We start from the raw sequence: 20,946 nt of genomic DNA, 5'->3' as shown, positions 1-20,946 counted from the left end.
GATCAGGTGCGGACGACGCTCAGCGGGTCAGACGAGCTTGAGGGTGAGGGCGCGGCGGCCCTCGTCGCTGCGGGCGGTGGCCATCCGTTCGGGGCTCGGGGTGCCGTACTCCGTCGTCCGCTGGCGGGCCGGGCGGCCGATCGCGGCGGCCATCGCCTCGAGTTCGGCGATGGTCTTGAGCGAGCCGTTGCCCGAGCCCGCCATCCGGCTGATCGTCTCCTCCATCAGCGTGCCGCCCAGGTCGTTGGCGCCGCCGGTGAGCATCGCCTGGGTGCCGGTGTCGCCGAGCTTCACCCACGAGGTCTGGATGTTGTCGATCCGGCCGTGCAGCAGCAGTCGGGCGACCGCGTGCACCGCGCGGTTCTCCCGGTTCGTCGGCCCCGGCCGGGCGACGCCGGCGAGGTAGATCGGGGCGTTGTGGTGCACGAAGGGCAGCAGCACGAACTCGCGGAAGCCGCCGGTCTCGTCCTGCAGCGCGGCGAGGGTGCGCAGGTGCGCGACCCAGTGCGCCGGGGTGTCGACGTGGCCGTACATCATCGTCGAGGTCGTCGGCAGGCCCACCTCGTGCGCCGTCCGCACGATCTCCAGCCAGGCCGCCGCGGGCAGCTTGCCCTTGGTCAGCACCCAGCGGACGTCGTCGTCCAGGATCTCCGCCGCGGTGCCCGGCAGGGAGTCGACGCCGGCCTCCTTCGCTGCGATCAGGAAGTCGCGGTAGGAGAGCCCGGTGCGGGCCGACCCGTTGACGACCTCCATCGGCGAGAACGCGTGCAGGTGGATGTCGGGACGGCGGGACTTCACCTCCCGGGCCAGGTCGAAGTAGGCGGTGCCGGGCAGGTCGGGGTGGATGCCGCCCTGCATGCAGATCTCGGTCGCGCCGCCGGCCCACGCCTCGTCGACCCGGTCGCCGACCTCCTGCATCGACAAGGTGAAGGCGTCGGCGTCGGTGCGCCGCTGGGCGAAGGCGCAGAACCGGCAGCCGGTGTAGCAGACGTTGGTGAAGTTGACGTTCCGGTTCACCACGTAGGTGACGTCGTCGCCGTTGACGTCCCGGCGGACGGCGTCGGCCAGCGCGGCGAGTGCCGTGAGGTCGGTGCCGTCGGCGCCCAGCAGCGCCAGGTACTCGGCGTCGGAGAGCCCGGCCGGGTCGGTCTCGGCGTGCCGCAGGGCCGCGTGCACGTCGGGGTCGCCGGCCGCGATCGCGGTGGAGCGGCCGTCGCGGGCCGCCTCGGTGCGGGAGCGGAGCTCGGCCCAGTCGCCGTAGACGGCGTCGAAGTCGCTGCGCCGGTCGCCGGTGCGCCCCACGGTGTCGATCTCGGTGTGCAGGTCGGTGCGCCCGGACGAGGTCCACGCCTCGTCCGGCTCCTGCCACGGCAGCCCGACGGGCAGCCGGCCTTCGACGGCGAGGCCGTCGTCGTCGGCCAGGGCGGAGACGTGCGGGCGCACCCGCGGGTCCAGCCACGGCTCGGGCTGGGTGACGTAGCCGGGTTGGGCGGCCAGCCGCTCGCGCAGGGTGAAGCCGGCGTCGGCGGTCAGCTCGGCGAGCTTGTCGATGTTCGGCCACGGCCGCTCGGGGTTGACGTGGTCGGGGGTGAGCGGTGAGACCCCGCCCCAGTCGTCGACGCCGGCGCGCAGCAGCAGTGCCAGCTCCGTGGAGTCGCTGAGGTTCGGCGGTGCCTGCACCCGGGCCGAGGGGCCCAGCATCAGCCGGCTGACCGCCACCGCGGCCACGTACTCCTGCAGGGCGAGGTCGTCGTGCGCGGCCATCGCGGTGCGCGGCTTGGCCCGGAAGTTCTGCACGATCACCTCCTGCACGTGCCCGTGCCGCCGCGCGGAGGCGCGGATCTCGGCGATCGCGTCGACCCGTTCGGCGTGTGTCTCGCCGATGCCCAGCAGCACCCCGGTGGTGAACGGGACGGCGGAGCGGCCGGCGTCCTCGAGCACCCGCAGCCGGACGGCGGGCTCCTTGTCGGGGGAGCCGAAGTGCGGCCCGCCCTTCTCCGACCACAGCCGGGTCGCCGTCGTCTCCAGCATCATCCCCATCGACGCCGCGACCGGCTTGAGCCGCTGGATCTCCTCCCAGCTCAGCACGCCGGGGTTGAGGTGGGGGACCAGCCCGGTCTCCTCCAGCACCCGGATAGCCATCGCCCGCAGGTAGTCCAGCGTGGAGTCGAAGCCGGCCGCCTCCAGCCACTCGGCGGCCACCGGCCAGCGGTCCTCCGGGCGGTCGCCGAGGGTGAACAGCGCCTCCTTGCAGCCCAGCGCGGCGCCGGCGCGGGCGATGTCGAGCACCTCGTCGGGGGAGAGGAACGGCGCCTTGCCCTCGGCGCGCAGCTGGCCGGGGGTCGTGACGAACGTGCAGTAGTGGCAGCGGTCGCGGCACAGGTGGGTGAGCGGGATGAACACCTTGCGGCTGTAGGTGACCACCCCCGGCCGGCCGGCGGAGGCGAGCCCCGCGTCGCGCACCCGGGAGGCGGCGGTCAGCAGCCGGTCGAGCGGTTCGCCCTCGCGCAGCCCGCGGGCGTGCAGCAGGGTCTCGGCCTCGGTGGCGTCCAGCGTCACCCCGCGCTCGGCGCGCACCAGGGCACGGCGGAGGGCGGAGTCGGACGGGGCGGGGATGGGCTGGCTCATCGGCCACGACGCTAGCCCCGCGGCGTGACCACCGCGTTCCGTGGCCTCCGGCCCGCGCAGTCGATGAGGTGGGTCAACCCGGGTGAGCTGGAGTTGAGCCGCATCCTGGCACGGCTCGACCCCAACTGGACCGGGTCAACCCGGACGGCGCCCGAGCACGAGAGCTGACACCCGTGCGCCAGTTCCCGTGCTCACCCCGTCCGGCCATGTTGGCCAACATGGCTGGACGGGGACGCTGGGACAGGGCCAGCCGCGGGTCAGCGCAGGGTGGTGACGGCGACCTCGGTGGCGCGGGCGACGAGCGCGTCGGAGGGGTCGGCGTCCGGCTCGGCCCGGCTGGAGAGGACGGCCAGCACGATCGGGGCGCCGTCGGGTGGGTGGACGACGGCGATGTCGTTGCGGGTGCCGTACCCGCCACCACCGGACTTGTCCGCCACCTGCCAGCCGGCCGGCACGCCGGCCCGCACCAGCGTGTCGCCGGTGGCGCTGTCCCGCATCCAGCCGGTGAGCAGGTCGCGGTCGGCCGGGTCGAGGACGTCGCCCAGCAGGACGGCCCGCAGGTCGGTGGCGAGCGCACGGGGCGTGCTGGTGTCGCGCTCGTCGCCCGGGACGGCGCTGTTCAGCTCGGGCTCCACCCGGTCGACGGAGGTGACGTCGTCGCCGAGGTCGCGCAGCTCCTGCTCCAGGCCGGCCGGCCCGCCGATCCGGTCGAACACCAGGTTCGCGGCGGTGTTGTCGCTGTGCTGCACCGCCGCCGCGGCCACCTCGCGCAGCGGCAGGCCGGTGCCGGTGTGCGGCTGGGTGACGGGGGAGTGGGTGACCAGGTCGGCGTCGGTCCAGCGGACGACCTCGTCGAGCTCGGCGGCCGTCGTCGCGGCGAGCAGTGCGGCCACCGACAGCGCCTTGTGGGTGGAGGCGAAGGCGAACCGCTCGTCGGCCCGGTGGGCGACGACCCGGCCGGAGCCGGTGTCCAGCGCGAACACGCCCAGCCGGGCGTCGAACTCCGTCTCCAGCGCGCTGAACGCCGCGGCGGCCGCGGGATCGGCCGCCGGTGGCGCGGCGGGGGCCGACGGGGACGGGACGGACGACGAGGGAGCCGACGCCGTCGGCTCAGCACCACCCCCGCAGCCGGTCAGCGCGATCAGCAGCACCGCCGTTGCGCACCAGCCGGGGAGCCCGGTCTGGCCGGGACCCCGACGGGTGCGCACCCGCGACACGGCCCGGTTCACGGACGGCGCAGCGGTGCACCCGCGCCGTCGGTCCAGCGGCCGCGCAGCCGCACCAGCGGGTCGCCGTCGCCGAGCACCGGCACGCCCTCGACCTGCAGCAGCACCAGCACGTGCGTGCCGGCCTCGACGACCGAGTGCACCGTGCAGTCCAGCGCCGCCAGTGCGCCGTCCAGCACGATCGCGTCGCTGACCGGGGCGCGCTGCCAGGGCACCGCCTCCAGCAGGTGCCGGGCGCTGGGTCGGCCGGCCGAGGCGAACCGGCTGGCCAGGATCGCCTGACCGGCGCCGAGCACGTTCACCGCGCAGGACCCGATCGACTGCAGCACCTCGGCGGGGTACCCCTCGGCGGCCAGCCCGATCGCGACCAGCGGCGGGTCGGCCGAGACGCTCATCAGCGAGGTCACCGTCGTCCCGACGTCGTCGATGTCGTCGCGGACGGTCAGCAGCACCACCCCGGCCGCGTACTGGCGCAGGGCGGCGGAGTACTCCGCGGCATCGACAGGCACGGGGGTCAGTCGACCACAATGGCCCGGTGACCACTGCGGAGCAGGAGTACGACGTCATCGTCCTGGGCGCCGGTTCGACCGGGGAGAACGTCGCCGACATCGCCGTCCGCGGGGGGCTGAGCGCGGTGCTGGTGGAGAGCGAGCTGGTCGGCGGGGAGTGCTCCTACTGGGCGTGCATGCCCAGCAAGGCCCTGCTCCGCGGCTCGGAGGTGCTCGCCGAGGCCCGCGCCGTGTCCGGCGCGGCCGCCGCGGTCACCGGCGAGCAGGACGCCGCCGCGACGCTGGCCCGCCGGGACGGCTTCACCAGCCACTGGGACGACGCGAGCCAGGTGGAGTGGGTCGAGGGGGCCGGCATCGCGCTGGTCCGCGGGCGCGGCCGCCTCGCGGGGGAGAAGCGGGTCGTCGTCGCGCAGGCCGACGGCACCGAGCTGACGCTGACCGCGCGGCACGCCGTGGCCGTCTGCACCGGCTCCCGGGCGGCGGTGCCGCCGGTCGACGGGCTGGCCGACGTGCAGCCCTGGACGCCGCGGGAGGCGACCAGCGCGAAGGAGGCCCCGCGCCGGCTGGTGGTGGTCGGCGGTGGCTACGTGGGCTGCGAGATGGCCACTGCCTGGCAGCAGCTGGGCTCCTCGGTGACCCTGCTGCAGCACGGTGACCGGCTGCTGCCGCACCTGGAGCCGGCCGCCGGTGAGGCGGTGGCGGAGTCGCTGCGGGCGCTGGGCGTGGACGTCCAGCTGGGCACCGGCGTCCGGAGCGCCCGCCGGGAGGGCGACGAGGTGGTGCTGGTCTGCGAGAGCGGTGACGAGGTGCGCGGCGAGGAGGTGCTCGTCGCCACCGGCCGGGCGGCGAACACCGACGAGATCGGGCTGGACACCATCGGCCTGGAGCCGGGCGGCTACCTCGACGTCGACGAGTCGCTGCAGGTGCCCGGGGTGCCGTGGCTCTACGGCGTGGGCGACGTCAACGGCCGCGCGCAGCTGACCCACATGGGCAAGTACCAGGCGCGCCAGGCCGGCGCCGCGATCGTCGCCCGGGCCCGTGGCGAGCAGGTCGACCTGGGCGACTGGTCGCCGTTCGTGGCCACCGCCGACCGCCGTGCCACGCCGAGCGTGGTGTTCACCGAGCCGCAGGTCGCCGCGGTCGGGCTGACCGCTGCCCAGGCCGCCGACGCCGGCCTGCCGCACCGGGTGGTGGAGTACCCGATCGGCAGCGTGGCCGGTGCGTCCGTGTTCGCCGACGGCTACACCGGGACGGCGATCGCGGTGGTGGACACCGAGCGCGAGGTGCTGCTGGGGGTCACGTTCGTCGGCGCCGGGGTGGCCGAGCTGCTGCACTCGGCCACGATCGCGGTGGCGGGTGAGGTGCCGATCAGCCGGCTCTGGCACGCCGTCCCCTCCTACCCGACGATCAGCGAGATCTGGCTGCGCCTGCTCGAGACCTACCGGGGCTGAGGGGTGCACGACGGCAGCCGGATCGGCCTGGTGCTGCACCCGCACCGCGACTGCGCGGGTGCGGCGGCCCAGGTGCTCGCCTGGACGACGACGCACGGCGTGGAGCTGGTCGCCGCGGCCGCCGACGTGGAGCGGCTGCACCTGCACGGGGTGACGTCGGTCGACGTCGCGGAGCTCGCGGCCAGCTGTGACGGGATCATCGCCCTGGGCGGTGACGGCACGCTGCTCGGCGCGATGCGGATGGTCGTGGCCGACCCGGTTCCGGTGCTGGGCGTCAACTTCGGCCGGCTGGGCTTCCTGACCGAGGTCGAGGGCCAGGAGCTGGACGGCGCGCTCACCGCGCTGGCCGAGGGGCGCTCGACGATCGAGTCGCGCAGCTGCCTGGTGGTGCGCGGGCCGGGCTGGGAGACGGTGGCGTTCAACGACGTCGTCCTCGCCCGGGTGCCGGGGGAGGGCATGGTCGACGCGACCCTGTCGGTGGCCGGCCGCCGCTACGGCCACTACCGCAGCGACGCGCTGATCATCGCCACCCCGATGGGGTCGACGGCGTACAACTTCGCCGCCGGTGGCCCGGTCATGTCGCCCGGGGCCGAGGGGGTGCTGGTCACGCCGTCCGCGCCGCTGAACGGCATCGACCGCACCGTGGTGCTGGGCCTGCACGAGCCGCTGCACCTGGCGCTGCCGGAGACGGCGGGTCACCCGGCGGTGGAGGTCGACGGCCTGGTGGTCGGCCGGCTGGGCCCGGGCGACGAGCTGCACGTCGAGACCCGCCAGGACGCCGGGCTGCTGGTGCGGCTGGACGACTGGCTGGCCGCCGACCGCAGCCGGGTCAAGCTCTCGCTGCTGGACCTGCCGCTGCTGCCCGAGGAGCTGGTGGAGCTGGTGCCGGAGGAGCTGCGCCGCCGGACACCGGGTGGCGTGCCCGCTCCCGGCACCGGCCCGGTGCGCGCTCCGCAGGGCGCCCGCGGGCCCGGCGACCCCGTCGGCTGAGCCGGCCTCACGGCAGGGGGAACGGCTCCTCCGACGGCGCCGGGAGGTCGCCGTCGACGGTGGCGGTGACCGTCATCCGGTCCAGCGTGGCGCGGCCGCCGAAGAGCGAGAGGAAGGCGGTGTCCGCCGCGTCCCTCCCGCTGCAGATGCGCACCAGGGACGACGTCGGGGCCAGCCGGGTGGCGTCGACGGTCTGCCACACCCCGTCCACGTCGGCCTCGACGACGGCGTGGAAGTCCATCGGGGACAGCCCCGGCGCGTAGACCGCGACGAGGCGGGCCGGCACCTCCAGGGCGCGCAGCAGGGTGACGGTCAGGTGTGCGTAGTCGCGGCAGACGCCCTGGCCGAGCAGCAGGGTGTCCACCGCGGTGTCGACCGAGCGGCTGGCGCCGGCGGTGTAGACCAGCCGGCGGTGCACCCAGGCGGCCACCGCGGCGACGAGCTCGGCGCGGGGGAGCGACCGGTCGAACTCCGCCGACGCGTAGCCCTCCAGCTGGTCCGACGGGCAGTAGCGGCTGGGGCGGACGAACTCGGCCCACTCCGCCGCCGTCACCGGCCGTGGGTCGCCCGCGGTGTCGACGTGCGCGGAGTAGCTGACCTCCGTCGTCCCGGCGGGCAGCTGCAGCCGGTGCACCCGGGCGCCGGGGACGGCGATCTCCTCAGCGGCCACCGGGTGCCCGTCGGTGAGCACGGTGAGCTGCTCGCCGGCCGGGGCCGCCACGGCGACCTGCAGCAGCGCGGGCGCCGGGACCGGGGTGGAGACGGTGAGCGAGCAGGCGACGTCGGTGCGCATGGCCGCATCCTGACGGGCCCGTGTTACCGCCAGGTTCGCCGCCAGGCCGGCTGTGCACCCCCGGCACGGCCGGCCGAGCGGCACGTGGTGCAGTAGGGGACGTGCAACCGGGCAGTGACCGTCGGACGTGGCAGCGCTACATCGCGCTGGGGGACAGCTTCACCGAGGGGCTCAGCGACCCCGATCCGGGCACCCCGGACGCCTTCCGCGGCTGGGCCGACCGGCTGGCCGGGCACCTGGCCGCCGCCTCCCCGGCCGGCGAGGTCGAATACGCCAACCTCGCCATCCGCGGTCGGCTGCTCGCCCAGGTGCTCGACGAGCAGGTGCCGGTGGCGCTGGCCGCCGGGCCCGACCTGGTGAGCCTGGTCGCCGGCGGCAACGACCTGCTCCGCCCCGGCGTCGACCCCGACCGGCTGGCCGCCGACCTCGAGTCCGCCGTCGTCGCCTTCCGCGAGGCCGGCGCGGACGTGCTGCTGGCCACCGGCGTCGACCCGCGGCAGACCCCGATCATCCGGCGCACCCGCGGCCGGGTCGCGGTGTTCAACGCCCACCTGTGGTCGATCGCCGGCCGGCACGGCGCGGTGGTGCTCGACCAGTGGGGCGCCGCGTGGCTGCAGGACGCCCGGATGTGGGACCCGGGCGACCGGATCCACCTGACCGCCGAGGGCCACCGCCGGACGGCGCTGGCCGCGGCCGCCGCGCTCGGCGTCCCGGTGGACGGCGAGGACACCGGCTGGCGCACCCCGCTGGACCCGGCGCCGCCGCGCCCGGCCCGGGAGGTCGCCGCCCAGGAGCTGGCCTGGGTGCGGGGTTTCGTGCTGCCCTGGATCGGCCGCCGGCTGCGCGGGGAGTCCTCCGGCGACGGGCGGGTCGCCAAGCACCCGGTGCCCGTTCCGTTGCGCACCACCGGATCGTCCGTTACCGAAGCGTGACACAGCGCACCGAACCGCTGGGCGGGTGAGCCCCGAAGACCAGTCGTTGCACCACTGATCCACACGACTGGGAGATCTCATGAACAGCACGCGCGTCACCCGCACCTTCGCCGCCGCCGCTGCCCTCACCGCGGTCGTCGGTCTCTCCGCCTGCAGCAGCAGCGACGGGGACACCGCCCAGGCCGCCGACACCTCCAGCTCGAGCGTCTCCTACGGCCGCCCGGAGCCGGTCGCCACCGTTCCGGCGATCCCCGGCGGCACCACCGCGGTCGCCCTGGACACCGGCTTCACCGACGCGCTGACCCAGCTCGGGCTGACCCCGGGCACCGTCGGCGGGGCGACCCTGGACGGCGCCACCGGCACCGTCACCTTCCCGCTGACCGGCGGTGAGGTCACGCTGTACGACCGGGAGAGCGGCTACCGCCCGTGGGTCCAGGGCACCCTCTTCCACGAGGGCAGCGGCCTGAGCCTGACCGCCGGTGACACCACGGTCGAGCTGACCGACTTCACCATCGACCCGGGCAAGCCTGCGCGGCTGTTCGGCAACGTCTCGGTCAACGGCGAGCTCGCCGTGCCCAGCGCCCCGCTGTTCAACCTCGACGGCAGCACGCTGAACCCGCCGACCACGGAGGCCGACGGCTCCGCCGTGCTCCAGGGCACGACGGTCAAGCTCTCCGCCGAGGCCGCCGAGCTGCTCAACACGACCTTCGGCACCGACGCGCTCGCCGGTGAGTTCGTCATCGGCACCGCGACCATCACGGTCCAGACCTCCTGACGGAGGCCCCTCACCGCCCCGTGGGGCGGTGACCCGTCCGATGGGGCGGTTGCACGAGCCGACCGGCGCGCAGCCGGTCGGCTCGTGCCGTTCTCAGCTGCGGCCGACCTCGGGCAGGTCACCGGTGCGGGGCTGCCCCAGCCGCTGCTGGAAGGACTCCAGCCACGGGCGCAGGCCGGACAGGTCGGTCGGGTCGACCGTCATCGACCGGAGGTCGCCCAGCTCGGCCGCCTCGCGCGGCTCCGGGACGGCGGCCAGGTCCGGGGCCCCGTTGGCCGCCAGCAGCGCCCGCAGCTCCAGGAACTCCTTCGACGGCCGGAAGACGCCGGGGTCGAACTCGGCGCCGGGCTCGGTGTCCGGCGTGGCGTCGGCGTCCTCGTCCGGCTCGTCGTCCGGCTCGACGAAGGCGGCAGCGGAGACCGGCTCGTCGTCCGCGACCTCGGTGGGCAGGGTGAAGGCGTCCAGCTGCGGGACGGCGGCGGAGCCGACCGAGGGGGCCGGCCCGACGAGGTCCTGCTCGGCCAGCGCGTCGGCCAGGTCGAACGGCAGCCGGCCGAGGTCCTCGTCGTCCGGGCCGGCCTGCTCCCCCCGGGGGCCCTGCTCCGGAGCGGAGCGGTCACCGCCCAGGTCGCGCACGCCGGTGACGCGGTCCGCCGGCGGTGCGCCGAGGTCGGTCAGGTCCGGCGGGCCGGCCAGCTCGTCCAGCTCCCGGGCCGGCAGCGGGGCCGGCCGGCCGAACGCGTAGCCCTGGGCCATCGCGCAGCCGTGCTCGCGCAGCCACCGGGCCTGCTCGCCGTCTTCGATGCCCTCGGCGATGACCTGCAGGCCCATGCCCTGCCCGAGCTGCAGCAGCCCCTGGACCAGGGCGGCGGTGGCCGGCTGGGCCACCACGTCGGCGACGAACGAGCGGTCGATCTTGAGCGTGTGGATCGGCAGCCGGTGCAGTGCGGTGATCGCCGAGTACCCGGTGCCGAAGTCGTCCAGCGCCAGGGTCACCCCGGACTCGGTGACCGTGTCCACGGCGTGCAGCGTGGCGTCCGCGGCGAACAGCGCGGTCGACTCGGTGATCTCCAGCTCCAGCCGGTCCGGGGCCAGGCCCGACTCGGCCAGTGCGTCGGCGACCAGCTCGCTGAAGCCGGGCTCGGCCAGGTGCCGGGCGGAGATGTTGACGTGCACGCGCAGGTCCGACGGCCAGCCGGAGGCGTCCCAGCAGGCCTGGTGCAGCACCCAGGCGCCCAGCCGGGAGGTGAGCCGGTTGTCCTCGGCGGCGGCCAGGAAGGCGCCGGGCGGCAGCAGCCCGCGGGTGGGGTGCTGCCAGCGGATCAGCGCCTCGTAACCGAGCAGCCGCTCGTCGGAGAGGGCGACGATCGGTTGGTAGAACAGCCGCAGCTCGCCGGCCTCCAGCGCGTGCCGCAGGTCGGTCTCCAGTTGCAGCTGGTCGACGTAGCCCTCGCCGAGCGCGCCGTCGTGCACCTCGACCCGGCCCCGGCCCCCGCTGGCCTTGGCCCGGGCCAGTGCGCTGTGCGCCTGGCGGAGCAGCGCCTCGGGCGCGAGGTCGGACCCGAGGGTCATGCCCACGCTGGCCGACAGGGTGACCTCGCGGTCGTGCACGTGGAAGGGCTCGTCGAGCACGCCGAGCAGCCGGTCGGCCAGGGTGCGCAGGCCCTCGACGTCCTCGACGTCCTCGGCCAGCACCAGGAACTCGTCGGCCCCGAACCGCACCGCGGTGTCCTCGACCCGGGTGCTCCAGCGCAGCCGGTCGGCCACCTGGCAGAGCAGCTGGTCACCGCCCTCGTGGCCGAGGGAGTCGTTGACCGCGGTGAACCGGTCGAGGTCCAGGTGCAGCAGGCCGACCGAGGTGCCGCGCCGGCCGGCGCCGGCCAGGGCGTGCTGCAGCCGCTCGGTGAGCGCCCGGCGGTTGGGCAGGCCGGTCAGCGGGTCGGTGTAGGCGCGGCGGACGAGGTCCTCCTCGACGCGCCGGCGGTCGGTCACGTCCAGCAAGGTGAGCAGCACGAACTGCGGGTCGCCGCTGCTGCGGTGCACCAGCTCCTGCGTCTGGTGCACCCAGATGCTCTCGCCGTCGGACCGGCGCAGCCGCCGCTCGCCGACCACCTGCAGCTGCGGGTCCAGCAGCGGGGTGCCCGGCAGGTGCTCGGCCGCCCGGTCCTCCAGCGGGACGTCGTCCGGGTGGGTCAGCAGGTCCAGGTGCCGGCCGACCAGCTCGCCGGAGGTGCGGCCGGTGAGCTCGCACAGCGCGGGGTTGACCACCAGCATGCGGCCGCCGGGGTCGACGACGGCCTTCGGCACGGGCGCGGAGAGGAAGAGGGCGCGGAACAGCTGGCCACGGTCGGCCAGCAGCACGTCGGCCGCGCGCAGCCGTCGCCCGGCACCGTGGGCGGGCCCGGAGGCGCCCGGCGACTCGGGGGCGGAGAGTGTCACCCGGACAGGGTGGCTCATCGAGCCCGCCCAGCCGCGCAACTCGGCCGGGTGACGCGTGTTCGTGCCGTCACGTTCGGTGACAGAGTGCCCCTCCGGTCACACGGCCCGCAGTGCGCCACACCCGACGATGCCGGACTGGGGGGAGGGCGTACCGCGTCCGGGTGCGGTGGCTGGCGCGCACCGCTGGTCACGGGCGGGGCGGCGGAGCGGTGCTCCCGGCCTGGGGCCGACTGTCGGCCGGCGGGGACACGCCTGGGAGCGGGCCCGGTCAGCCCCGCCGCGCGGCGGCCACGCGGTCGGCCCCTCGGGTGCTCTCGGTGATCAGCTGGTGGAGCCCGCTGAGCCGGACGAGCCGGTCCACGCAGCGGCTGGGCCGCACCAGTCGCAGCTCCCGGCCGGAGGCGACCGCGAGGGCGTGCGCCGCGGCCAGGGCGCGGAGGCCACCGGCGTCGCACCAGCTGACCTCGGCCGTGTCGACCACCCAGCGCGGGTGGTCGGTCGCGGTCAGGGCCGTCAGGGCGCCGGCGAGCTGGTGCGCGGACTCCCGGTCGAGGTCACCGCGCAGCACGACCGTGCCGTGGACCCAGTCGACCGAGACGGTCAGTTCGTACGAGCGGGTGGGTCCGGTGCTCAGCAGCAGCGACATGGTGGTCCCCCACGGGGCCCACGTGCCGACGCGCACGCCCCCGGATCGGGCTGTACGGCCGGTGGTTCGACCAACTACCGACCGTACGCCCGCTGCGCGGATCAGGCAGCGACGGTGATCCCGGGGGAGAAGGCGACGTAGCCGGCGAAGTCCCGGCCGACCCGGTCGACCGCCGTGGGCTTCAGGTCCGGGTAGCTCCAGGCGCCGTCCTCGCGGGTGCCGGCGGGGGTGACCACGTGGAAGTACTGGGCCGGGCCCTTCCACGGGCACGTGTAGGCGGTCGGGCTCGGGGTGAGGGCGCCGTCGGTCACGGCCGAGGGCGGGAAGTACCAGTTGCCCTCGATCCGGACCAGCTCCTCCTCGGGGGCCTCGGCGATGACCGTTCCGTCCACGGTGGCGCGCATGTCCAGTCCTCCTGACTCGGCAGAGCGGCGGGTGTGCCGCCCGACACACGCCGCAACGCGGCCGGCGCCCGCCGTCATCCCGGCGGGGGACTGTGGGAACACCGCGGACCGCACGGACGCTGCGACCGACCGAGACGACGAGAGGTGAGTGCAGTGGAGAAGCGGATCGGGTTCCTGTCCTTCGGGCACTGGCAGCCCATCCCGGGGTCGCAGGTGCGCACCGGCCGGGACGCGCTCGTGCAGAGCGTGGAGCTGGCGGAGGCCGCCGAGGAGCTGGGCCTGGACGGCGCCTACGTGCGGGTGCACCACTTCGCCCGGCAGCTGGCCTCGCCGTTCCCGCTGCTCACCGCGATGGCGATGCGCACGCACCGGATCGAGCTGGGAACCGGCGTGATCGACATGCGCTACGAGAACCCGCTCTACATGGCCGAGGAGGCCGCCGCTGCCGACCTGCTCGCCGGCGAGCGGCTCCAGCTGGGCATCAGCCGCGGCTCACCGGAGACCGCGCTGCGCGGCGCGGAGGCGTTCGGCTACGTGCCGCCGGCCGACGCCGACGACGCGCAGCTGGCCCGGGAGAAGACAGCGCTGTTCCTGGCCGCGATCAGCGGTGCCACCGTCGTGGACGCCGACCCGCGGATGACCGGCGGTGCGACCGGCCGGCTCGCCGTCCAGCCGCAGTCCCCGGGGCTGCGGCAGCGCATCTGGTGGGGGTCGGGCACCCGGCAGACCGCGGTCTGGACGGCGCGGCAGGGGATGAACCTGATGAGCTCCACGCTGCTGTCCGAGGACACCGGCGTGCCCTTCGACGAGCTGCAGGCCGAACAGATCGCGCTCTACCGGGCCGAGTGGGCCGAGGCCGGGTGGGCGCACGAGCCGCGGGTCTCGGTCAGCCGCAGCGTCATGCCGATCACCAGCGACCTGGACCGGCAGTACTTCGGCGGTGAGCGGGGCAGCGGTGACCAGGTCGGCGTCCTCGAGGGCGTGCGGGCCCGGTTCGGCAAGAGCTACGTCGGGGAGCCCGACCAGCTCGCCGAGGAGCTGGCCAAGGACGCCGCCGTCCGGGACGCCGACACGCTGCTGCTGACCGTGCCCAACATGCTGGGCGTGGCGTACAACGCCCACCTGCTGGAGACCGTCGCCCGGCACGTCGCGCCGGCCATCGGCTGGGTGCCGGCGGGGGAGCGCACCACGAGCTGACCGGCGGGTCCGCCGTCCCGATCGCAGGACCGGCCGAGGACGGCGACCGGGGTGCCCGCTGTGCGCCGGCTGCCGACTCCCCGGAGGTGTCCGGAGCCCTCAGCAGTCGAAGACCGATCAGCAGAGGTCGTTGCGGCGCCGCTGGTCGTCGAGGACGAGCTCGCGGACGGCGTCCGGGAGCCGGTCGCGCTGCCAGCGGCACTCGGCCCGCCCGGCCGCCTCGCGCTCGGCGTCCGGCACCGCTGCACGAGCCGCCTTGATGGCGTAGGCGGCAGCACCCAGGTCGTGCTCGGCGACGTGCGCGACCACCCCGGCCTGGCCGGCGGCGTAGGCGGCGTGCCGGGCAGCGCCGCGCAGGTCGCGGGCGGCTCCCATGGCATGTCCGCCGGCCGCGCGCGCCTGCATCATCGGCAGCTCCCCGCGCACCCAGGCGCGGGCCGCCTCGATCGCCGCCCGCGGGCGCGGGTCAGCCGGCCGCGCCGACTCGAAGAGGTGGAGCACGTGCTCCGCGCAGGCCGCCGCCCAGAGGGCGAGCAGGTGGTGGTCGGCGTCGGTGAGCGTGCCGCCCCGACGGATCGTCACCAGCCGCGGGTCACGGGCGGCCGGGAGGATCACCGCCGCACCTCCTGTCGGCTCCGCCTGCGCGCCCGGCAGGGATCGAACCTGCGGCCAAGTGCTTAGAAGGCACCTGCTCTATCCGCTGAGCTACGGGCGCTCGTAGCCAGATCATCGCACCGGACCGGGGCTCCCCGCCGGTGACCAGGCCGCCACGTGGTCGGAGAGGGCGCCAGGGGTGAGGGGCGTGCCGGACCGGCGGCGTAGCCCAGCAGGCGCCCGCCCGGGGGTGGGCGTCCCCAGCCGGCCCCGTCGTCCACAACCGCGGTCGACGCCTGTCCTGCGGTGCCCTCGGCCCAGCACGGTGGTCCCAGCCCGGCGGAGCGCCGGTCACACCACCTGAGGAGCACCGTGAACGAGACCGATCTCGTCGTCGTCGGCAACATCGTCAACTCCCCGCAGCGCACCCGGCTGCCCAGCGGGGACAGCGTCACCAACTTCCGGATGGCCTCGACCTCCCGCCGGTTCGACCGGGAGACCCAGGCCTGGACCGACCACCGCACCTTCTTCGTCGACGTCGAGTGCTGGGGCGAGCTGGGCGGCAACGTCTCCCACACGCTGAGCAAGGGTGACCCGGTGGTCGTCAAGGGCGAGATCTACACGCACGAGTGGGACAGCGACCAGGGGCGGCGCAGCCGGCCGCAGGTCCGGGCCGCCCACGTCGGGCCGGACCTGACCCGGGGCGTCGCCGAGTTCCGCCGGTCCGCCCGGTCGGTTCCGCAGACCGAGCCCGCCGGGGAGCCGGAGGAGGCGCCGGCCGAGGACCCCTACGCCGAGCGGTCCACGGATTACCAGGTGGGGGAGGAGGCGTTGCACGAGGCAGACTCCGACCTCACCGATGAGCGCACCGCGGTGCCGGCGCTGACGTGAGCCTCCCCGACTGGGAGGATCGGAGCTGAGAACGCCGGGGGCGGGGCCGTGGACGCCGGTGACGGCTGCCCCGCCCCGCCCCCGCTCGCGCACCTGACGGAAGGCTCCAACCCACAGTGGCCCAGTACATCTACTCCATGGTCCGTGCCCGCAAGGCGCACGGCGACAAGGTGATCCTCGACGACGTCACGCTGGCGTTCCTGCCCGGCGCGAAGATCGGTGTGGTCGGCCCCAACGGGGCCGGCAAGTCGACCGTCCTGAAGATCATGGCCGGCATGGAGCAGGCGTCCAACGGCGAGACCATGCTCGCCCCGGGCGCCACGGTCGGCATCCTGCAGCAGGAGCCCCCGCTCAACGAGGACCTCGACGTGCGCGGCAACGTCGAGGAGGCGGTCAAGGACCTGCGCGACGCGCTCACCCGGTTCGAGAAGGTCAGCGAGGCGATGGGCGAGCCCGACGCCGACTTCGACGCGCTGCTGGCCGAGCAGGGCGAGCTCATGGAGGTCATCGAGAACGCCGACGGCTGGGAGCTCGACAACCGCATCGAGCAGGCCATGGACGCGCTGCGCTGCCCGCCCGGGGACGCCGACGTGCGTGTCCTCTCCGGTGGTGAGCGCCGCCGCGTCGCGCTGTGCAAGCTGCTGCTCGAGGCCCCCGACCTGCTGCTGCTCGACGAGCCCACCAACCACCTGGACGCGGAGAGCGTCGCGTGGCTGGAGCAGCACCTGGAGAAGTACGCCGGCACCGTCATCGCCGTGACCCACGACCGGTACTTCCTGGACAACGTCGCCCAGTGGATCCTCGAGCTCGACCGTGGCCGGGCCTACCCCTACGAGGGCAACTACTCCACCTACCTGGAGACCAAGCAGACCCGGCTCAAGGTCGAGGGGGCCAAGGACGCCAAGCGCGCCAAGCGGCTGGCCGACGAGCTGGAGTGGGTGCGCTCCGGGGCCAAGGCCCGGCAGGCCAAGAGCAAGGCCCGGCTGGCCCGGTACGAGGAGATGGCGGCCGAGGCCGACAAGTTCCGCAAGCTGGACTTCGAGGAGATCCAGATCCCGCCGGGCCCGCGGCTGGGCAACGTGGTCATCGAGACCAACAAGCTGACCAAGGGCTTCGGCGACCGGGTGCTGATCGACGACCTGTCGTTCACCCTGCCCCGCAACGGGATCGTCGGGGTCGTCGGCCCCAACGGTGTCGGCAAGACCACGCTGTTCAAGATGCTGGTCGACCAGGACAAGCCCGACGACGGCGAGATCAAGGTCGGCGAGACCGTCAAGATCAGCTACGTCGAGCAGACCCGGGCGGGGATCGACCCGACCAAGTCGCTGTGGGAGGTCGTCTCCGACGGCCTGGACCACATCCAGGTCGGCAACGTGGAGATGCCCTCGCGGGCCTACGTCTCGGCGTTCGGGTTCAAGGGCCCGGACCAGCAGAAGAAGGCCGGCGTGCTCTCCGGCGGTGAGCGCAACCGGCTGAACCTGGCCCTCACCCTCAAGCAGGGCGGCAACCTGCTGCTGCTCGACGAGCCGACCAACGACCTGGACACCGAGACGCTCACCAGCCTGGAGAGCGCGCTGCTGGAGTTCCCCGGCTGCGCCGTGGTGGTCAGCCACGACCGGTGGTTCCTCGACCGGGTGGCGACGCACATCCTGGCCTACGAGGGCGACTCGAAGTGGTTCTGGTTCGAGGGCAACTTCGCCGACTACGAGAAGAACAAGGTCGAGCGGCTCGGCGCCGACGCGGCCCGGCCGCACCGCGCGACCTACCGCAAGCTGACCCGCGACTGAGGAAGTCGAAGGACCCCCTCGCCCCCCAGCACTCGCGAGCTCGTGCCGGGCCCCTGCGAGGGGGCCGTTCCAGCACGTCACCACGGCCGGTCGGAGCACCTGCTCCGGCCGGCCGTCGGCGTCTCAGGGGGCGAACCGTGCGACGAACCGGCGTTGCCCGGGTGTCTCCACCGCCCGCGGCCGGTAGCGGGCGCGGACGAACGCCACCGCTTCCACCGGCGGCACGCCGTCCAGGACGGCGAGGCAGGCCAGCGCCGTCCCGGTCCGACCGGTGCCGCCGGCGCAGGCCACCTCCACCCGCTCCCCGGCCGACCGCTCCCACACCACGGCCAGCTCCCGGCGCAGCGCGGCAGGGTCCCGGGGCAGCCGGAAGTCCGGCCAGCGCACCCACGCCGAGTCCCACGGCACCGGCGCGGGCCGCCGGCCCAGCAGGTACAGGCCCAGCGCGGGCAGCGGGCCGGGCGGCAGCGGCGCGCGCAGCCCACGGCCTCGCACCCGGCGACCCGACGGCAACGTCAGCACGCCGGGGGCTTCGTGCGGCCACTCCCCGCCCACACCAGGAGTCTGCGCGCCCGCGCCGCGGCCGGCCCACCGGGCAGGGCCACTGGGGAGAGCCCACCGGGCAGGGTCCCCAGGATGAGGTCCTCAGGTGAGGTCCTGAGGGCGAGGGCCGCCACCCGCGGTCGTGCCGCCCGGGCCCATGCGGCAGGGTGGCCGCCGTGAGGCACACCGTCGCCGTCCCGATGCGCTGGTCGGACATGGACGCCTACCAGCACATCAACAACGTGGCCTTCCTCGGCTACTTCGAGATGGCGCGGGTCGACCTGTTCTTCGACCAGCCCACCCACGACGAGAAGACCGGCCTGCGCCGGGGCATCGTCGTCGCCTCCCACGAGATCACCTACAAGCGCTCGGTCGTCTACGACGCCGAGCCGCTGGAGGTGCAGATCTGGGTGTCGGGCATCCGGGCCGCCGCGTTCACCTGCCACTACGAGCTCTTCGACCACGGGCAGCTGGCCGTCACCGGCAGCACCCTGCTGGTGCCGGTCGACTTCGCGCTCAACCGGCCCCGCCGGCTCACACCCGAGGAGAAGGTCTTCCTCGACAAGTACCTGGACGAGCCGACCCTCAGCTGACCCGACCCGGCCAGACGGGGGTCAGTCGGGCAGCGGGACGATCCGGGGCACCGGACGGTCGGCGCCGGTCGGCGCCCCCCGCCGGGCGGCCTCCTCCTCCGACACCGGCCGGACGACGGCGCCCTCGGCGACCTCGCCACCGCCGAACACCGCCGCGTTGATGCCGCCGCGGCGCACCATCGCCTTCACCAGCCGCGCCCCGGTCAGCCGCTCCAGGTGGGCGCAGGGCGGGCAGCGCTTCATGCCGAACAGCAGCGCGTCGCCCACGGTGAACCACCGGCCGACCAGCGCCGGCAGGTCCACCCCGGCCGTGACCAGGTTGCGGCGGGTGTCGCCCGGCGTCAGCGGCACGCCCGCCTCCGCGGCCACCGCGGCGACGTCGTCCCGGTCGATCAGCGTGAGCTGCTTCTCCAGGTCCGGGTACTGCGCCCACGTCCCCCCGCCGAGGGCGTACCGGTCGCCGTCGAGCCCCCGGCCGGCCAGCAGCCGAGCACCGGGCACCCGTTCCATCGGCCCCGCCGCCGTCGGCGTCCGCCAGATCTCCAGCACGGTCACGATGCCTCCGGGGTGGGGGAGCGCCGGCGGCGCGGCGGGGGGACGTCGTCGGCGCCGCGGGCGTCGAGGGCCTCGCTCACGTCGTGGGCCATCTGCAGCACCTGGACCAGCAGCGGGGCGATCGTCGTCCGCAGCGCCCGCACGCCGCGAGGTGACCCGCCGCGGGCCGCCTGGGCCTCGCGGATCCGGTCGGCCCGCTCCACCAGCACCGGGATGAACCGCAGCGCCATGGTGATCGCCAGCCCGACCCGGGCCGGCCGGACGCCGACCAGCCGTAGCGGCGCGCACAGCCGTTCGACCACCGCCACCATCGCGTTGACCCGGGTCGTCGCGGTGACCACCGCTGCGGCGAGCACCAGCGTCAGCAGCCGCAGCGCCACGTGCGCGCCGGTGCGCCAGTCGGTGGTCAGCGCGTGCACGACCAGCAGCGCCAGCAGCCACCACCGCACCGCCCGGGCCTGCCGGGCCAGCACCGTGACCGGCAGCCGGGCCAGCAGCAGACCCACGGCGAGCACCCCGGCCAGCGCCACCCCGGCGGCGGTGAGCGTCGGCAGGGCGAACAGGACGACGGCGAGCGCAGCCAGGGCCAGCAGCTTGAGCCCGGCGGGCAGCCGGTGCACGAGGCTGCCGCGCGGCACGTACAGCGCGAGGGTCACCGGTCGGCCATCAGGGCGCGGTAGGCGGCGACGGCCACCCGTGGCTCGGCGTCGGCGACCACCCGGCCACCGTCGACCACCAGCACCCGGTCGAAGCCGTCGAGCAGGTCGAGCTGGTGGGTCACGACGACCACCTGCTGCGCCAGGCCGGCGATGAGCTCGGCGACCCGGCGGGCGTTGACCAGGTCCAGCAGCGTGGTCGGCTCGTCGAAGACGATGCGGGCCGGCTGCATCACCAGCACCCCGGCGATGGCCAGCAGCTGCTTCTGCCCGCCGGAGAGCAGGTGGGCGGGGTGGTCGGCGTGCCCGGCCAGCCCGTACCGGGCGAGCACCTCGGCGACCCGGGCGGCGCGCTCGTCCGGCGGCACGCCCTGGTTCTCCAGCCCGTAGGCGACGTCCTCGGCGACCGTGGGGTGCACGATCTGCGCGTCCGGGTCCTGGAAGACGAAGCCCACCCGGCGGCGTACCGCGCGCACCTGGGTGCCGGTGTCCAGCCCGTCGACGAGCACCCGCCCCTCACTGGGCACGACCAGACCGTTCAGCAGCCGGGCGAAGGTGCTCTTCCCCGACCCGTTGGCGCCGATCACGCCGACCCGCCGCTCGGTCAGGGTCAGGTCGACGCCGTCGAGCACCACCCGCTCGCCGTAGCGGTGCCCGACCCCGCGCAGCTCGATGCCGCGGCCGGGGTCGGCGACGTCGGTACCGAGGGCGGCGTCGACACCAGGACGGCGGAACCTCACCGGGCGCCGGCGGCCCGCCGCGGACGCTCGATCACCGGGTAGCTGCGCCGCACCACGTCGGCGATCGCCGCGGCGGCGAAGGCCTTGACCAGGTCGCCGGGCACGAAGACGGCGGCGCCGCTCCACAGCGCGGTGTCCCAGGGCAGGCCGGCGACGACCTTGAGCACCGGGACGCCGATCGCGTAGATGACGACGATGCCGCCCAGCACGTTGGCCAGCATGCCGAGGGCGACGTTGTAGCGCTGCCAGGTGCGCTCGGTCAGCCAGCCGATGACGGCGGCGGCGATCGGCCAGCTGTACAGGTAGCCGGCCGACGCACCGGCGAACGGCGCCAGGCCACCGGAGCCGCTGGCCAGCAAGGGCAGCCCGATCGCCACCAGCACCAGGAACAGCAGGACGGCGAGGAAGCCGCGGCGGGCGCCGAGCACGCTGCCGGCGAGCATGACGCCGAGGGTCTGCGCCGTGATCGGTACCGGGCCGACGTTGATGGCGGGCAGCGTGCCCAGCACCGCGATGATGGCGGCGAAGAGGGCCGTGTAGGCCAGGTCGCGGGTCTTCACGTCGTCTCCTCCACGCAGCGGGCCGGGGGGCCTGCGT

The 20,946-nt window shown here is 74.9% G+C and carries 21 protein-coding genes and 1 tRNA gene; 8 read left to right on the top strand and 14 right to left on the bottom strand.

What is annotated here, in order from left to right; all coding sequences use genetic code 11:
* Nucleotides 1-27: 27 nt before the first annotated feature.
* The 3 genes from ACJTNH_RS12985 to ACJTNH_RS12975 all read right to left on the bottom strand — a co-directional run bounded on the left by ACJTNH_RS12985 (nt 28) and on the right by ACJTNH_RS12975 (nt 4,363).
* Complete coding sequence (locus ACJTNH_RS12985; RefSeq protein WP_458176282.1) at nt 28-2,628, bottom strand: bifunctional FO biosynthesis protein CofGH; 2,601 nt, start codon at nt 2,626-2,628, stop codon at nt 28-30.
* A 257-nt stretch (nt 2,629-2,885) separates the two neighbouring features.
* Nucleotides 2,886-3,779 (bottom strand): class A beta-lactamase, encoded by an 894-nt coding sequence (gene bla, locus ACJTNH_RS12980; RefSeq protein WP_458176280.1) that lies wholly within the window; start codon nt 3,777-3,779, stop codon nt 2,886-2,888.
* A 74-nt stretch (nt 3,780-3,853) separates the two neighbouring features.
* Nucleotides 3,854-4,363: a flavin reductase family protein gene (locus ACJTNH_RS12975; protein WP_458176278.1), complete on the bottom strand. Its 510-nt coding sequence runs from the start codon at nt 4,361-4,363 to the stop codon at nt 3,854-3,856.
* Between the two features lie 26 nt (nt 4,364-4,389).
* Between ACJTNH_RS12975 and ACJTNH_RS12970 the strand changes: the two genes are divergently transcribed.
* Together ACJTNH_RS12970 and ACJTNH_RS12965 are read left to right on the top strand one after the other, a co-directional pair.
* A complete protein-coding gene (locus ACJTNH_RS12970) occupies nt 4,390-5,814 on the top strand; it encodes a dihydrolipoyl dehydrogenase family protein (protein WP_458176276.1) in 1,425 nt (474 codons plus the stop codon).
* Between the two features lie 3 nt (nt 5,815-5,817).
* Nucleotides 5,818-6,804: an NAD(+)/NADH kinase gene (locus tag ACJTNH_RS12965; protein ID WP_458176274.1), complete on the top strand. Its 987-nt coding sequence runs from the start codon at nt 5,818-5,820 to the stop codon at nt 6,802-6,804.
* 7 nt (nt 6,805-6,811) lie between these two features.
* On the opposite strand, the gene ACJTNH_RS12960 is transcribed toward ACJTNH_RS12965, so the two are convergent.
* Nucleotides 6,812-7,597, bottom strand: coding sequence for a transglutaminase-like domain-containing protein (locus ACJTNH_RS12960; RefSeq protein WP_458176272.1), 786 nt, complete (start codon nt 7,595-7,597; stop codon nt 6,812-6,814).
* Nucleotides 7,598-7,698: 101 nt separating this feature from the next.
* Between ACJTNH_RS12960 and ACJTNH_RS12955 the strand changes: the two genes are divergently transcribed.
* On the top strand, nt 7,699-8,529 hold the full coding sequence (locus ACJTNH_RS12955; protein WP_458176270.1) for an SGNH/GDSL hydrolase family protein: 831 nt from the start codon (nt 7,699-7,701) through the stop codon (nt 8,527-8,529).
* Between the two features lie 79 nt (nt 8,530-8,608).
* A complete protein-coding gene (locus tag ACJTNH_RS12950) occupies nt 8,609-9,304 on the top strand; it encodes a hypothetical protein (RefSeq protein WP_458176268.1) in 696 nt (231 codons plus the stop codon).
* Between the two features lie 93 nt (nt 9,305-9,397).
* Here the strand turns inward: ACJTNH_RS12950 and ACJTNH_RS12945 are convergent, their stop codons facing one another.
* The 3 genes from ACJTNH_RS12945 to ACJTNH_RS12935 all read right to left on the bottom strand — a co-directional run bounded on the left by ACJTNH_RS12945 (nt 9,398) and on the right by ACJTNH_RS12935 (nt 12,793).
* Nucleotides 9,398-11,743: a putative bifunctional diguanylate cyclase/phosphodiesterase gene (locus ACJTNH_RS12945; RefSeq protein WP_458176266.1), complete on the bottom strand. Its 2,346-nt coding sequence runs from the start codon at nt 11,741-11,743 to the stop codon at nt 9,398-9,400.
* Nucleotides 11,744-12,011: 268 nt separating this feature from the next.
* The gene (locus ACJTNH_RS12940; RefSeq protein WP_458176264.1) at nt 12,012-12,389 is read right to left on the bottom strand and encodes an STAS domain-containing protein; all 378 of its coding nucleotides are present in this window, start codon (nt 12,387-12,389) and stop codon (nt 12,012-12,014) included.
* 101 nt (nt 12,390-12,490) lie between these two features.
* Nucleotides 12,491-12,793, bottom strand: coding sequence for a DUF427 domain-containing protein (locus ACJTNH_RS12935; RefSeq protein WP_458176262.1), 303 nt, complete (start codon nt 12,791-12,793; stop codon nt 12,491-12,493).
* 144 nt (nt 12,794-12,937) lie between these two features.
* Between ACJTNH_RS12935 and ACJTNH_RS12930 the strand changes: the two genes are divergently transcribed.
* Nucleotides 12,938-13,990 carry an LLM class flavin-dependent oxidoreductase gene (locus tag ACJTNH_RS12930; RefSeq protein ID WP_458176260.1) on the top strand — a complete coding sequence of 351 codons (1,053 nt, stop codon included), beginning with the start codon at nt 12,938-12,940 and terminating at the stop codon, nt 13,988-13,990.
* Between the two features lie 117 nt (nt 13,991-14,107).
* On the opposite strand, the gene ACJTNH_RS12925 is transcribed toward ACJTNH_RS12930, so the two are convergent.
* Together ACJTNH_RS12925 and ACJTNH_RS12920 are read right to left on the bottom strand one after the other, a co-directional pair.
* Nucleotides 14,108-14,605 carry a putative immunity protein gene (locus tag ACJTNH_RS12925; protein WP_458176258.1) on the bottom strand — a complete coding sequence of 166 codons (498 nt, stop codon included), beginning with the start codon at nt 14,603-14,605 and terminating at the stop codon, nt 14,108-14,110.
* 27 nt (nt 14,606-14,632) lie between these two features.
* A tRNA-Arg gene (locus ACJTNH_RS12920) sits at nt 14,633-14,705 on the bottom strand.
* 251 nt (nt 14,706-14,956) lie between these two features.
* On the opposite strand from ACJTNH_RS12920, the gene ssb reads away from it, so the two are divergent.
* A complete protein-coding gene (gene ssb / locus ACJTNH_RS12915) occupies nt 14,957-15,475 on the top strand; it encodes a single-stranded DNA-binding protein (RefSeq protein ID WP_458176255.1) in 519 nt (172 codons plus the stop codon).
* A gap of 116 nt (nt 15,476-15,591) precedes the next feature.
* Nucleotides 15,592-17,262, top strand: a complete 1,671-nt coding sequence (ettA, locus tag ACJTNH_RS12910) for an energy-dependent translational throttle protein EttA (protein ID WP_458176253.1) — start codon at nt 15,592-15,594, stop codon at nt 17,260-17,262.
* Nucleotides 17,263-17,385: 123 nt separating this feature from the next.
* Here the strand turns inward: ettA and ACJTNH_RS12905 are convergent, their stop codons facing one another.
* The gene (locus ACJTNH_RS12905; RefSeq protein ID WP_458176251.1) at nt 17,386-17,757 is read right to left on the bottom strand and encodes a protein-tyrosine phosphatase family protein; all 372 of its coding nucleotides are present in this window, start codon (nt 17,755-17,757) and stop codon (nt 17,386-17,388) included.
* A 224-nt stretch (nt 17,758-17,981) separates the two neighbouring features.
* On the opposite strand from ACJTNH_RS12905, the gene ACJTNH_RS12900 reads away from it, so the two are divergent.
* On the top strand, nt 17,982-18,398 hold the full coding sequence (locus tag ACJTNH_RS12900) for an acyl-CoA thioesterase (RefSeq protein ID WP_458176249.1): 417 nt from the start codon (nt 17,982-17,984) through the stop codon (nt 18,396-18,398).
* Nucleotides 18,399-18,419: 21 nt separating this feature from the next.
* On the opposite strand, the gene ACJTNH_RS12895 is transcribed toward ACJTNH_RS12900, so the two are convergent.
* From ACJTNH_RS12895 to ACJTNH_RS12880, 4 genes are read right to left on the bottom strand one after another with little or no spacing between them, the layout of a single operon-like run.
* Nucleotides 18,420-18,953: an MOSC domain-containing protein gene (locus ACJTNH_RS12895; protein WP_458176247.1), complete on the bottom strand. Its 534-nt coding sequence runs from the start codon at nt 18,951-18,953 to the stop codon at nt 18,420-18,422.
* Nucleotides 18,950-19,609, bottom strand: a complete 660-nt coding sequence (locus ACJTNH_RS12890) for an energy-coupling factor transporter transmembrane component T family protein (protein ID WP_458176245.1) — start codon at nt 19,607-19,609, stop codon at nt 18,950-18,952. The genes ACJTNH_RS12895 and ACJTNH_RS12890 overlap by 4 nt, the downstream gene beginning before the upstream one ends.
* On the bottom strand, nt 19,606-20,349 hold the full coding sequence (locus ACJTNH_RS12885; RefSeq protein WP_458176243.1) for an energy-coupling factor ABC transporter ATP-binding protein: 744 nt from the start codon (nt 20,347-20,349) through the stop codon (nt 19,606-19,608). The genes ACJTNH_RS12890 and ACJTNH_RS12885 overlap by 4 nt, the downstream gene beginning before the upstream one ends.
* Entirely contained in the window at nt 20,346-20,909 is a 564-nt protein-coding gene (locus ACJTNH_RS12880; protein ID WP_458176241.1) for a biotin transporter BioY, read from the bottom strand. The genes ACJTNH_RS12885 and ACJTNH_RS12880 overlap by 4 nt, the downstream gene beginning before the upstream one ends.
* Nucleotides 20,910-20,946: the final 37 nt, after the last annotated feature.

It is taken from the genome of Modestobacter lacusdianchii, assembly GCF_054177765.1.
The sequence above is the reverse complement of the archived record's forward strand: the minus strand, read 5'-3'. Positions and strand labels throughout refer to the sequence as shown.